Origin of the sequence: Pseudomonas jessenii (assembly GCF_002236115.1) — a bacterium.
Lineage (GTDB): Bacteria > Pseudomonadota > Gammaproteobacteria > Pseudomonadales > Pseudomonadaceae > Aquipseudomonas > Aquipseudomonas jessenii.
The window spans coordinates 307672-320369 of sequence record NZ_NIWT01000003.1 but is presented as its reverse complement, the minus strand read 5'-3'; the positions used below and the strand labels follow the sequence as shown (position 1 = coordinate 320369).

At 59.1% G+C, this 12698-nt stretch carries 10 protein-coding genes; 4 read left to right on the top strand and 6 right to left on the bottom strand.

Translation table 11 applies throughout. The features are described 5' to 3' along the window. Nucleotides 1-44 precede the first annotated feature (44 nt). The 4 genes from relA (at nucleotide 45) to PSJE_RS10605 (ending at nucleotide 4936) form a co-directional block, all read left to right on the top strand. Nucleotides 45-2288 carry a GTP diphosphokinase gene (relA, locus tag PSJE_RS10620; RefSeq protein WP_090457279.1) on the top strand — a complete coding sequence of 748 codons (2244 nt, stop codon included), beginning with the start codon at nucleotides 45-47 and terminating at the stop codon, nucleotides 2286-2288. A 137-nt stretch (nucleotides 2289-2425) separates the two neighbouring features. Then, the gene (mazG, locus tag PSJE_RS10615) at nucleotides 2426-3259 is read left to right on the top strand and encodes a nucleoside triphosphate pyrophosphohydrolase (RefSeq protein WP_090457277.1); all 834 of its coding nucleotides are present in this window, start codon (nucleotides 2426-2428) and stop codon (nucleotides 3257-3259) included. A gap of 28 nt (nucleotides 3260-3287) precedes the next feature. Then, on the top strand, nucleotides 3288-3830 hold the full coding sequence (locus PSJE_RS10610) for a DUF2058 domain-containing protein (RefSeq protein ID WP_057713659.1): 543 nt from the start codon (nucleotides 3288-3290) through the stop codon (nucleotides 3828-3830). 158 nt (nucleotides 3831-3988) lie between these two features. Next, nucleotides 3989-4936 carry a hypothetical protein gene (locus tag PSJE_RS10605; protein WP_090457275.1) on the top strand — a complete coding sequence of 316 codons (948 nt, stop codon included), beginning with the start codon at nucleotides 3989-3991 and terminating at the stop codon, nucleotides 4934-4936. Nucleotides 4937-5003: 67 nt separating this feature from the next. On the opposite strand, the gene PSJE_RS10600 is transcribed toward PSJE_RS10605, so the two are convergent. The 6 genes from PSJE_RS10600 to PSJE_RS10575 form a co-directional block, all read right to left on the bottom strand. Continuing rightward, on the bottom strand, nucleotides 5004-5192 hold the full coding sequence (locus tag PSJE_RS10600) for a hypothetical protein (protein ID WP_057713661.1): 189 nt from the start codon (nucleotides 5190-5192) through the stop codon (nucleotides 5004-5006). Nucleotides 5193-5591: 399 nt separating this feature from the next. Then, a complete protein-coding gene (gene fabB, locus PSJE_RS10595) occupies nucleotides 5592-6812 on the bottom strand; it encodes a beta-ketoacyl-ACP synthase I (RefSeq protein WP_007974551.1) in 1221 nt (406 codons plus the stop codon). A gap of 11 nt (nucleotides 6813-6823) precedes the next feature. Continuing rightward, the gene (fabA, locus tag PSJE_RS10590; protein WP_003227150.1) at nucleotides 6824-7339 is read right to left on the bottom strand and encodes a 3-hydroxyacyl-[acyl-carrier-protein] dehydratase FabA; all 516 of its coding nucleotides are present in this window, start codon (nucleotides 7337-7339) and stop codon (nucleotides 6824-6826) included. A 247-nt stretch (nucleotides 7340-7586) separates the two neighbouring features. Then, nucleotides 7587-9488 (bottom strand): ATP-binding protein, encoded by a 1902-nt coding sequence (locus tag PSJE_RS10585; protein ID WP_090457274.1) that lies wholly within the window; start codon nucleotides 9486-9488, stop codon nucleotides 7587-7589. Further along, entirely contained in the window at nucleotides 9485-10417 is a 933-nt protein-coding gene (locus PSJE_RS10580) for an ABC transporter substrate-binding protein (RefSeq protein ID WP_090457273.1), read from the bottom strand. Before PSJE_RS10580 ends, PSJE_RS10585 begins: the two co-directional genes overlap by 4 nt. A 1-nt stretch (nucleotide 10418) precedes the next feature. Next, nucleotides 10419-12542 (bottom strand): TonB-dependent receptor plug domain-containing protein, encoded by a 2124-nt coding sequence (locus PSJE_RS10575; RefSeq protein ID WP_090457271.1) that lies wholly within the window; start codon nucleotides 12540-12542, stop codon nucleotides 10419-10421. Nucleotides 12543-12698 lie beyond the last annotated feature (156 nt).

The window sequence follows — 12698 nt, the reverse complement described above, 5'->3', positions numbered from 1 at the left end:
GCGATTTGACGCATTGAATCTGCGTCGTAGGGAAGGTAAGCAAGATGGTACAGGTGAGAGCACACCAGCCGATCAACACCGACGGCAGTATCAATCTCGAGGCTTGGCTCGATCATGCGGTCAGTGTCGATCTGGCACTGGATCGCGAAGCCTTGAAAGAAGCCTGCGAGTACGCTCGCGAGGCCGAACAACAAGCCAATGCGGCACAGAATCTGTGGTCGGAAGGTAACTCGACTTTCCGTACAGGGCTTGAGATCGCCGAGATCCTCGCCGATCTCAAACTCGACCAGGACTCTTTGGTCGCCGCGATCTTGTATCGAGGCGTGCGCGAAGGCCAGATCAAGTTGCCGGCCGTCAGCCAGCGCTTCGGTCCGGTGGTGTCCAAGCTCATCGACGGCGTGCAGCGCATGGCCGCGATCAGCGACAGCCTGAGTCCGCGAAAATCCCTGGTGCTGGGCACCCAGGGCCAGGTGGAAAACCTGCGCAAGATGCTGGTGGCCATGGTTGACGACGTTCGCGTCGCCCTGATCAAACTGGCCGAACGCACGTGCGCGATCCGTGCGGTGAAAACCGCCGACGACGAAAAGCGCAACCGTGTGGCCCGTGAAGTCTTCGACATCTACGCGCCATTGGCCCATCGCCTGGGTATCGGTCATATCAAGTGGGAACTGGAAGACTTGTCCTTCCGTTACCTGGAACCGGACCAGTACAAGCAGATCGCCAAGCTGCTCCATGAGCGGCGACTGGATCGCGAACGCTTCATCAGCGACGTGATGAGCCAGCTGAAAAACGAACTGCAGGCCACCGGCGTCGATGCCGACATCAGCGGCCGGGCCAAACACATCTATTCGATCTGGCGCAAAATGCAGCGCAAGGGTCTGGAGTTCAGCCAGATCTATGACGTGCGTGCCGTGCGCGTGCTGGTGCCGGAAATGCGCGACTGCTACACCGCGCTCGGCATCGTCCACACTCTGTGGCGGCATATCCCGAAAGAGTTCGACGACTACATCGCCAACCCGAAAGAAAACGGCTACCGCTCGCTGCACACGGCGGTGATCGGTCCGGAAGGCAAGGTACTGGAAGTGCAGATCCGCACCCACGCCATGCACGAAGAGGCTGAGCTGGGGGTATGCGCCCACTGGAAGTACAAAGGCACCGACGTCAAATCCGGTTCCAATCACTACGAAGAGAAAATTTCCTGGCTACGCCAGGTGCTCGAATGGCACGAAGAACTGGGCGACATCGGTGGCCTGGCGGAGCAACTGCGGGTCGACATCGAGCCGGACCGGGTCTACATCTTCACCCCGGACGGTCACGCCATCGACTTGCCGAAGGGCGCGACCCCGCTGGACTTCGCCTACCGCGTACACACCGAGATCGGTCACAACTGCCGTGGCGCCAAGATCAACGGGCGCATCGTACCGCTCAACTACAGCCTGCAAACCGGTGAACAGGTCGAGATCATCACCAGCAAGCACGGCACCCCGAGCCGTGACTGGCTGAACCCGAACCTGGGTTATGTCACTACGTCGCGGGCACGGGCGAAGATCGTTCACTGGTTCAAGTTGCAGGCTCGCGACCAGAACGTCGCGGCCGGTAAAACCTTGCTCGAGCGCGAACTCAATCGCCTCGGCCTGCCAGCGGTGGATTTCGACAAGCTGGCCGACAAGGCCAACATGAAAACTGCCGAAGACCTGTTCGCCGCCCTCGGCGCCGGGGACTTGCGCCTGGCGCAACTGGTCAACCTGGCGCAGCAACTGGTCGAGCCGGAGCGTGGCAACGAACAGCTTGAACTCATACCACGCAAGGCCACCGGCTACAAACCGGGCAAGCGCGGGGACATCCAGATCCAGGGCGTCGGCAACCTGATGACCCAGATGGCCGGCTGCTGCCAGCCATTGCCGGGTGATGCCATCGTCGGTTACATCACCCAGGGCCGCGGCGTGAGCATTCACCGCCAGGACTGCGCCTCGGTGCTGCAACTGAGTGGGCGGGAGCCGGAGCGGATCATCCAGGTCAGCTGGGGCCCGGTACCGGTACTCACCTATCCGGTGGACATCATCATCCGCGCCTACGACCGTTCCGGGTTGCTGCGTGACGTCTCGCAGGTTTTGCTCAATGAGCGGATCAACGTGCTGGCGGTCAACACCCGTTCGAACAAGGAGGACAACACCGCGCTGATGTCCCTGACCATCGAGATTCCGGGGCTGGATGCATTGGGGCGGTTGCTGGGGCGGATTTCCCAGTTGCCGAATATCATCGAAACCCGGCGTAACCGTACACCTTGATGCATGTTCAGCGCCGATCCACTGTGGGAGCGAGCTTGCTCGCGATGACGGTTCAACATTCAACACAGGTGTTGTCTGACTGTCCGCTATCGCGAGCAAGCTCGCTCCCACAAGGGACTTTGCAGTGAGAGAGATTGATGTATTCACTTGAAGACCTGCTGCACCTCATGAACCGCCTGCGCGACCCGCAGTACGGTTGCCCGTGGGACATCAAGCAAACTTACGCCACCATCGTCCCCCACACTCTGGAAGAAGCCTACGAAGTCGCCGACGCCATTGAGCGCGGTGACTTCGATCACTTGCAGGGGGAGCTCGGCGACTTGTTGTTCCAGGTGGTGTATTACAGCCAGTTGGCTCGGGAAGAAGGGCGCTTCGAGTTTGAAGGTGTGGTCGACAGCATCACCCGCAAGCTGATCCGTCGTCACCCCCATGTGTTTCCTACGGGCGACCTCTATGCACCGCTGGATGTCCCGCGCCTCAGCGAAGAGCAGGTCAAGCAGCGCTGGGAAGAGATCAAGACCGAGGAGCGCGCAGAGAAGTCCTGCGCGCCCGAACAGCTGTCATTGCTCGATGACGTCCCCGCTGCATTGCCGGCGTTGTCACGTTCGGCGAAATTGCAAAAGCGCGCGGGGCAGGTCGGGTTCGACTGGCCGGACGCCTTGCCGGTGTTCGACAAAGTGCGTGAAGAGCTCGATGAAGTCCTCGAAGCCATGTCGGAAAATGATCCCGAGGCCGTGGCCGAAGAGATCGGTGACCTGCTGTTCTCCGTGGTGAATCTGGCGCGGCACCTCAAGGTTGATCCGGAAACCGCACTGCGGGGTGCCAACGGCAAGTTTGAAAGACGCTTTCGTTTTATCGAACAGGCATTGCGCGACACCCGCCGTCCCATGGAAGATTGCACCCTCGAAGAGTTGGACGCCTTGTGGGGCGAAGCCAAACGTCAGGAAAAGAATTTGCCCAGCTGCGGTTGAGCAGTGGCCTAAGTGAGTAATAAGCACCATGAGCATTTCCCTTCGCGACCAGTTGCTCAAAGCAGGGCTGGTCAACCAGAAGCAGGCCAAGCAGGTCAGCAAAGACAAGCAGAAACAGCAACGCCTGGCCCACAAAGGCCAGATCGAGCTGGATGACTCCCAGCAGCGCGCGGCACAGGAAGCCATGGCCGAGAAGGTCAAGCGCGACCAGGAGCTCAACCGCCAGCAGCAGGAAAAGGCTGAGGCCAAGGCCCGTGCCGCGCAGGTCAAGCAATTGATCGAAGTTTCGCGCCTACCGAAATTGACGACCGAGGATTACTACAACTTCGTCGACGACAAAAAGGTCAAGCGCATCTGCGTCAACACCCTGATGCGCAACAAGCTCAGCAGCGGTTCGCTGGCCATCGTGCATCACGCTGGCGGCTACGAAGTGATTCCGCGCGAGGCGGCATTGAAGATTCAGGAGCGCGACCCGCAACGCATCGTGCAGATGAATGTGCAGACCGAAGAAGTCAGCGTCGAGGACGATCCGTATGCGGCCTACAAGATCCCTGATGATCTGATGTGGTAATCGCTCCTCTTCCATTACATGTTTGTTAGTACATTGCTGGATTAATGAATTGAACCCGAAAGATCGCGTCGATACGATCTCTCGGGTTTTCTTTTGCCCGAAATATTCTCAGGGGAGAGAACTAATGGAATGAAATTAAATGAATAAGGATATTGTCAATGCTGGTAAGTATCGCCTCGTTACGCCAACCTACTTTTAAATCGCAGCTTTCACAGCCGCGACAACCCGATCAATCCATTCACGACTATCTGGACGACGAGCTTGTCACACGAGCGGAGCTTGTGCGCCGAAAGATCAAGATCGCTGCGAAAGCTGCTCGCGACGATCACGGCAGGCCCGCGTGCGTTTTCGTAACCCTGCCTGAGTTTTTCTGGAACATTCCCTGGCACGAAGTCCGTAATGAACAGGAACTTCACGAACTGAACTCTGCTTATCTGACGAAGGTGACCGAGTGTGTGACGCTGTTGATAAGTGATCTGCCAGTGGAGCGCTACGGCAAGATCGTTTTATTGGCGGGAAGTTGTGCGACGCTGATCAAGGTGGGAGAGGGGGAGTCGAGCTATTACGATGTCATTAATTATGTGCTCACAATTTCCAATAAGGAATACGAGGTCGACATGCCGCTGATGTCGATGTGGCCGAAGCGTTATGTGTCAGGAATCGATTTTGGAAGACATGTAGGGTCGGAAGACGGGTACTGGTTTTTCAAGTTGTTCGATGAGGTTGTGGTACGGGTAAAGAAGGTCAGTAGTGTACAGGCCGAGCACAGTTACTTTGGTGGCTACGAAGGAATATTTATTAATAGTCTTGTAGTGGGTTGCCCATTCGGTATCAACTTGTGCCTCGATTATGCGGCGTTGAAAGACGGTGAACGGGACAAGGAGGTTGAACTGGCGGGGGCCAAAATCGATTTCCTGATCGCCTGTGGCATGGACTTCGATGACGGCAAGCGTCATCTATCTTCGCTTCAGTTTGCCGTCCGCAATGACGGCATGGGCGATGGTGAGTGCGAGGTGGTGAAGCTTGAGGCGGGCTGGATCGTCGGTGTTGTTCCTTCGGTGGTGATCGACGACTCCCTTCATTTAGCGGCCATTCAGATTGCCTGAGCCGCGTGCTCCGGTTGCAGCCTACCCGTGCGGGAAGGGGCAGGCTGCATGGTGGTGGAGTCTGCCTTCAACCGGTTGCGAGCTCGCGGTTGCGCTCGAGCATTTCCAGTTCGGCCCTGTAGTTTTGCGCGTCGATCTCGGAGTGGAACATCCCGACCAGCAGGTCTTGTTGATGCACGTCCCAGATCCGGATACCGGCGGCTACACCCTCGTGGGATTTATGTGAATCGTCGCGTTCAGTTACTTTTACAGTCATCTGCTAGCTCCAATCTCTGTTATCTGCAGCAAGGCGTGTGCAGGACTCTGTTATATGTTTTGTTAGCTTGCTAAGTAAATAACTGAGTTTGGTAACGGTTTTTTGCAAAAATGGAAACAGTCCTGCAGCCCGCGGAATCCGCGACATTCAGTCGCAGGGCGTTAAGTTTCATGACAAACGTTTCATGTTGAAGGCACCACAAATCCAGTGTCGAGCACTGAAACTGTGGGAGCGAGCTTGCTCGCGATTGCGGTGGGTCAGACAGCAATGATGTCGATTGACACTCCCTCATCGCGAGCAAGCTCACTCCCACAATGGTTGTGGTGTCGAATTCTTTGAGGCCAAAAAAACGCCCCGAACCAGTCGGGGCGTTTTCATGTGCGACTCAGCAGAGGGAAATTACTTACCTTCCCAGCGCTTCAGTACCAAAGTGGCGTTGGTGCCACCGAAACCGAAGCTGTTGCTCATCACGGTGTTGATGGTGGCGTTTTCGCGGGTCTTGGTCAGCACCGGCAGATCGGCCACTTCAGGGTCCAGCTCGTCGATGTTGGCGGAGCCGGCAATGAAGTTGCCTTCCATCATCAGCATGCAGTAGATCGCTTCGTGAACGCCGGCAGCGCCCAGGGAGTGACCCGACAGGCTCTTGGTGGAGCTGATGGCCGGAGCCTTGTCGCCGAACACTTCACGCACACCTTTCATTTCCGCGACGTCGCCGACCGGGGTCGAAGTGCCGTGGGTGTTCAGGTAGTCGATCGGGGTGTCGACGGTGGACAGCGCCTGCTGCATGCAGCGGATCGCGCCTTCGCCGCTCGGGGCAACCATGTCGTAGCCGTCGGAGGTCGCGCCGTAGCCAACGATTTCCGCGTAGATCTTCGCGCCGCGGGCCAGAGCATGTTCCAGCTCTTCAACCACGACCATGCCGCCACCGCCGGCGATGACGAAACCGTCACGGTCTGCGTCGTAGGCACGGGAAGCTTTTTCCGGGGTGTCGTTGCGCTTGCTGGACAGGGCGCCCATGGCGTCGAACAGGAACGACTGGCTCCAGTGCTCTTCTTCACCGCCGCCGGCGAAGACGATGTCCTGCTTGCCCATCTGAATCTGTTCCATGGCGGTACCGATGCAGTGAGCACTGGTGGCGCAGGCAGAAGCGATGGAGTAGTTCAGGCCCTTGATCTTGAACGGAGTGGCCAGGCAAGCGGAAACGGTGCTGCTCATGGTCCGCGTTACGCGGTATGGGCCGACGCGCTTGACGCCTTTCTCGCGCAGGATGTCCAGCGCTTCCATCTGGTTCAAGGTCGATGCGCCACCGGAACCGGCGATCAGGCCGGTACGCGGGTTGGAAACCTGCTCTTCGGTCAGGCCGGAGTCAGTGATGGCGTCTTTCATGGCCAGGTAGGCATAAGCTGCCGCGTGGCCGACGAAGCGATAGATCTTGCGATCGATCAGTTCTTCAAGGTTGAGGTCAATGGAGCCGGAAACCTGGCTACGCAGACCCATTTCGGCATATTCCGGGTTGAACCGGATGCCAGGGCGGCTTGCACGCAGGTTAGCGGAGACGGTCTCTTTGTCATTGCCCAGGCAAGAAACGATGCCCAGACCAGTGATAACGACGCGGCGCATGCGGATAACCCTTAGAAGTTGTCAGTGGAGGTGAACACGCCGACCCGGAGGCCTTCGGCGGTGTAGATTTCGCGACCGTCGACAGTGACCGAACCGTCGGCGATGGCCAGGTTCAGCTTGCCCTTGAGGACGCGCTTGATATGAATGTTATAGGTGACTTTCTTGGCGGTCGGCAGGACCTGGCCGAAGAATTTCACTTCGCCCGAACCCAGCGCACGGCCACGGCCCGGCAGGCCTTGCCAGCCCAGGAAGAAACCGACCAGTTGCCACATGGCGTCGAGGCCCAGGCAGCCCGGCATCACCGGATCGCCTTCGAAGTGGCAGGCGAAGAACCACAGGTCCGGATTGATATCCAGCTCGGCGACCAATTCACCTTTGCCGTACTTGCCACCTTCTTCGCTGATCAGGGTGATGCGATCAACCATCAGCATGTTCGGGGCGGGCAGTTGCGCGTTACCAGGGCCGAACAGCTCACCGCGACTGCAGCGCAGCAGATCTTCCCGGGTAAAGGCGTTTTGTTTGGTCATGCGAGCTCCTCAATAGTCCCATGCGGCAGGTGGGGCAAATCTTCCCGGCCGATCGAAGCGTTCATGCCTCGAACCGGCAGCCTACTCATAGACTATTGCGTTGTGGTGAAAGTCACAGCACCAAGGACATGAATGTACACTTGTGCACTGAAATTATTATTCAAGCCCCTTTTCGGGCCTGTTCGGGTGACTAAGACTGCCGCACTTTCGCCTTTCACGCCAGTCGCAGATGGTCGAAAGGCCTGTACTACTGCACCCAACGCTGAAGAATTTGCTGCAGATCAGTCCGTTTGAACGGCTTGGCCAGGTAATCGTTCATCCCCGCCGACAGACAGGCTTCGCGGTCACCCTGCAAGGCATTGGCGGTCAGGGCGATGATCGGCAGGTCGGTGCAACCGGGTAGATTGCGTATTTGTCGGGTGGCTTCATAGCCATCGATGATCGGCAAGCGGCAATCCATCAGGATCGCTTCGAAGATCAGGCTCTCGGCGCTGCGTACCGCCTGCGCGCCGTCGGCAGCGACACTGACCTTGAAGCCCAGGCTGCGCAACATGGCTTCGATGACGGTCTGGTTGACCGGGTTGTCTTCGACCAACAACACATTGCGTCCTTCGCCGTTGCTGTTGCGCGATTGCGCGCGAGGGGGTAGGAGTGGTTGTGTCTGCTGGTGCAATGCCAGGGGAATTTCCAGGGTGAACACCGAACCGCGGCCTTCCTCACTCTGCGCGCGCAAGGTGCCGCCCATGCGTTCGGCCAGGGTACGGGCAATCGGCAGGCCCAGCCCCGTACCGCCGTAGCGTCTTGAAATAGAACTGTCGGCCTGCTGGAAAGCGCTGAACATCAATTCCAGGCTTTGCGCCGGGATGCCGATCCCGCTGTCGCGCACGGTGCAGGTGAACCACAGCAACTCGTGGTCCAGCGATTGCCACTGCGCCTCGATCGTGACGCGGCCCTGCTCGGTGAACTTCAGCGCATTGCCGACCAGGTTGACCAGTATCTGACGGATACGCGTCGGGTCGCCCTTGACCTGCAAACCGCGCATGTCGTCGGGGATCATCAGTTGCAGGTCCAGGCCGCGTTGCGCGGCGCTGTGCTGGAACGACTGGGCGCAACTGCCGATCAGGTCGGTGAGGTTGAATGCAATGTGCTCCAGTTCCAGCTCTGAACGTTCGATCCGCGAGAAATCCAGGATGTCGTTGATGACCTTGAGCAAGTGCTCGGTGGATTCGGAGGCCAGCGCCGCATACTCCATCTGCTCCTCGGTCATGTCGGTGGTTTCCAGTAACTGCAGCATGCCCAGTACGCCATTCATCGGCGTGCGCAGTTCATGGCTCATCATGGCGAGGAAATCGGATTTGGCGTTGTTGGCCTTTTCCGCTTCTTCGCGGGTCTGGATCAACTGCGCCATGGCCTGATGCTGTTCGCGGCTGGCCTGCTCGAGACCGCTGGCGAGGTTGTTGATGTGTTGCGACAGCGCCCCCAGCTCGGTGTCGTCGACAATGGGCAGCGGTGTGTTGTAATCGCCGTCCTGGATCGCCTTGACCGCATTGCCGATATCACGGATCGGTTTCGACAGGCTGCCCGCCAGGCGGCGGGCCACGATGAAGGTAAACAGCAGGGCAAACAGCGCCAGGATGGCGGCCTTGAGCACGATTTCCTGTTGGCGCCGGCTGAAGGCATCGTTGGACAGCCCGACGATCACCCGACCGAGGTAGTCCTCGGTGGGGGCGGCAGTGGCGGTTTTGCTGCTCTGGAAAAAATCATTGTGCAACGCGATACGCTGGAGCCGTATCGGTGCCTGGAACACTTCGAGCTGTTGCGCGCGATTGTGGTGTTCGCTCGGTTGTTCGACGTACACCAGAACCCGGTTTGCACTGTCCTGGATTTCCAGAAAACTCACGTTGGGCGTGGCCAGCGTCGCCTTGAGCAAGGTTTCGAGCACTTCGATGTTGCCCGAAATCACGCCGTACTCGGTGGCCGGGGCCAGTTGATTGGCGATCAACTGGCCGGTGTGGGAGATTTCCTGACGCAGATCCTGGATGCGCACGAACGTGAAGAAACTGATCAGCAACAAGGTCAGCAGCAGTGCAGGGCCGAGGCTGATCAGTTGGGTGCGAGTGTTGATGTCCCAGCGACGGCGCAAGCTCATGGACGGCGTTCTCCTTCAGCCAGCAGTGTGGCGACAGACGCTTCGTTTATCTGTTCGATACCCAATGAACGTGCGACTTGCGGGTTGCTCGCGACCTTGAATCGATGGGGATAGTGCGTGCGCGGCCAGGTGGCTGGTGGCCGGTCGAGCAATTCGTCGAGGACCGCCAGCCAGTCGCTCTGATCGCTATAGGTGCTGGCCAGGCTTCCGGCCTTGACGAATCCGGCGTTGGGTCCGATCAGGGCCACTTGCCGCGAATAGCTGCTCAACAGCAGGTTCTTTGCGGTTTTCGGGTTGTACAGGTCGGCATCGTCAAGTCCCAGCAACACGTCGCTGTTATTTAGCAGTGCCTGTAATGGACGACTGTCGTGAATGTTGTCCCAGCGCTGGGTGACCATCTCAAGACCCAGGGGGAGGGCGGCCTGACGCAGCTCATTCAACAGAAATTCACTGTGGGTGTCGTAGAGCACGCCGATGCGTCTGGCTTGTGGCAACAGGGTGCGGGTCAAGCGCAACTGGCGATCCAGTGGTGGATCGCTCCATAGCAGGCAAAGGCGCGCAGGCAACGTATTGTTCAAGCGTTGCCGGGCTTGCAGGCGGCTGATGCGCAATACGAGAGTCGCCGGGCCCTGGGCGTTTTGCAGGCGCCAGTCGAGGCTGGGCAGGTCGAGCAGTATCAAGCGGATGTTTTCCGGCAGCTTGTCCGGTATCGGCATTTTGGCCAGCGTCTGGAAGCGTACGTTATCGCGTGGTCGCAACTCGCTCAGGGCCTGGGTAAACGCCCGCACACCGGGGCTGTCTTCGGCCCCCGTGAGCAAAATGTCGGCCGCGTTACTCGCCAGGCTGCCCAGCAGGCCGCTTGTCATCAGGCAAAGTATGGCCAGCAGCCGACCCAGGGGCGGCATTCTGCAGGCCGGGCGATTCGACATCTTAAAGCTCCAGCTCGGCGCTGAAATACATCACCTGGCGCTGGTCATAATTATTGTCGATGAAGGTGGTCGGCTGATTGTCCAGCCGTTGCTGGAGCACCCCGGCCAGTTCCAGGCTGGCCTTGCCCAAGGCGATGCGTTTGGCGATGCGCGCATCGACCCGTTCGAAGCGGTAGCCGTTGAGGGCGTCGTCGCCATAGTAGAAAAGCGCACTGTTCCAGCCTTGGCCCCAATCGCGCAGCCATCCGGCCGAACCACTGTTACTTGCAGTCTGTCTGGCATCCAGCGGATTGCTGGCATCGGTATCGACGTAGGCATAAGTCAGTCGCAGGCGATCGAGGCTGCCGACACGCCAGTCGAGCTGGGTTTCGACCCCCGAAAAGCGCGCCTTGTTGGCATTGCTGGCAATGTACTGATTGTTGCGCAGCGGCTCACTGATCATGCCGGTGATTTCGTCGTGGAACAGCTTCACGTCGAGCGCCAGCCCCGGTTCGGGAAAATAGCCGTTGTAGCCCAGTTCCCGGGAGCGCATGTGCTCTTGATCAAGGTCGCCGGGGCCGCGGGTCTTGACGAAATAACGGGCGCTGGACTGGCCAAACGCACCGGGCTTGAGGTTGGTGACCTGATAACTCCAGTTGACGTTGTTTTCGAACATGTCCGGTGAGCGGATGGCCTCGGAGTACACCGCACGCAAGCCGTGGCGCGGGTTGATCAGGTAGTTGACCGCCATGCGAGGTGTCAGCGAGCTGCCGGTCAACCGGGTGTCCTCGAACATGGCGCCGCCTTGCAGCAGCCAGTGTTCGGTGGCACGCCACTCGAACTGGCCGAACGCTCGCCAGATCCTGTCATCGAGAGTGCCATTGAAGTAGGTCTCGGAATCCGCCCGGTCGTAACGGTAGTTTATCCCGCTGACCAGTCGCAGGTTATCGGCAAGGCTCAGGGTGTCCTGCAGTTCGAGGTCGTAGCGCGATTCCCGGGTGCTCTGGTCGATGTCGCCGCAAACGGTCTGGCTCGCGCCGTTGCGCCATTGATCGAGTACCTGGTTGGCCAGCGCCTGCTCGGCGGGCGTCCCGGCCGGCGCACCAGAGCCGATGAACCGCGTGATATTGCGGGCCAGGCGCTCGGTGTAGTTCGGGTTCAATTGCCAGAGTTCGGTCAGTTGCGGGCTGAACGAAACTTCTGCGTCGCAGGCGCGCCAGGTTTGCTGGCGATCCCAGTGTTGGGCCGAACCCTGGATGTAAAGGCTGTGGTCGGGATTGACGTCCAGATTCCAGCGCAATGACCCGGCGTAGTCCTTGGCGGTGACGTCGGAGTCGTCGCCGGCGCGGGTAATTCCCGGGAACACCGGCCGGTAGGTATAGGGCCGCTGGTTGGTGCCGTCCTTGGCATTCAATTGCCAATCGAGGCTTTGCCGTTCGTCGAGGCTCTGGCTGACGGTGAGGTTGAAGCGCTCGAGGCGACGACTGTCATGGTAGTCAGCGCCGGTTCTGTCGGTGTCGAAGCCGTCGTCTTGCTGGCCGGACAGGGACAGGCGCATGTCTCCATCCTCCCAGCCCAGGCCCTGGCTGGCGTAAAAGTCGTTGATGCCGCGCTGGCCCCGGGTGACCTTCATGCGCGTGCCGTGACTGTCGGCCGGGCGCCGGGTAATGATGTTGACCACCGCCATCAGGGCGTTGGCGCCGTAGCTGACGGTATTCGGTCCGCGAAAGACTTCGATGTGCTCGATGTCTTCCATGGCCACCGGAATGTCACTCCAGTCCACGGTGGCCAGGCCGGCGCGATACACCGAGCGCCCGTCGATCAGCACTTGCATGCGCCGCGCTTCATTCGCATTGGTGCCGTGGTAGTTCACCGTCGCCTGATTACCGCTGATGTTGCCGACCATCATCCCCGGCACCAGGCGCAGCAGTTCGCTGATGTCACGGGCACCGCTGGCGTGGATCAAGGCACTGTCGATCACCGTCATGCTTCCCGGCACGGCCGCCGGCGACTGCTTCAGGCGCGTGGCGGTGAGTACTTGCGGCAGCGGTTCGTTGTCCAGGAACAAGTCGTCGGCCAGCGCCGGCGAGCTGAAAATCAGCGCCAGTACCAGAGGTGAATGCGGTGAAGGAGAGCCCGGAGACACAACACATCCCTGTCAGTGATTGTTGGCGCGCATGTTAACCGAGCCGAATGACTTTTCCATTCACGATGTCTGCATTTTCCTCGGTTTTATTGGTCTTCTTCCTACGGGTGCAGGTATTTGATGTCGGGGCTGGCCGTCGATGGACTGCCCCGTATA

Coding starts and splice junctions, on each gene's coding strand:
- fabA (WP_003227150.1), bottom strand. CDS start 7,339: ATGACCAAACAAAACGCCTTTACCCGGGAAGATCTGCTGCGCTGCAGT.
- PSJE_RS10580 (WP_090457273.1), bottom strand. CDS start 10,417: ATGTCGAATCGCCCGGCCTGCAGAATGCCGCCCCTGGGTCGGCTGCTG.
- PSJE_RS10605 (WP_090457275.1), top strand. CDS start 3,989: ATGCTGGTAAGTATCGCCTCGTTACGCCAACCTACTTTTAAATCGCAG.
- fabB (WP_007974551.1), bottom strand. CDS start 6,812: ATGCGCCGCGTCGTTATCACTGGTCTGGGCATCGTTTCTTGCCTGGGC.
- PSJE_RS10610 (WP_057713659.1), top strand. CDS start 3,288: ATGAGCATTTCCCTTCGCGACCAGTTGCTCAAAGCAGGGCTGGTCAAC.
- PSJE_RS10585 (WP_090457274.1), bottom strand. CDS start 9,488: ATGAGCTTGCGCCGTCGCTGGGACATCAACACTCGCACCCAACTGATC.
- mazG (WP_090457277.1), top strand. CDS start 2,426: ATGTATTCACTTGAAGACCTGCTGCACCTCATGAACCGCCTGCGCGAC.
- PSJE_RS10600 (WP_057713661.1), bottom strand. CDS start 5,192: ATGACTGTAAAAGTAACTGAACGCGACGATTCACATAAATCCCACGAG.
- relA (WP_090457279.1), top strand. CDS start 45: ATGGTACAGGTGAGAGCACACCAGCCGATCAACACCGACGGCAGTATC.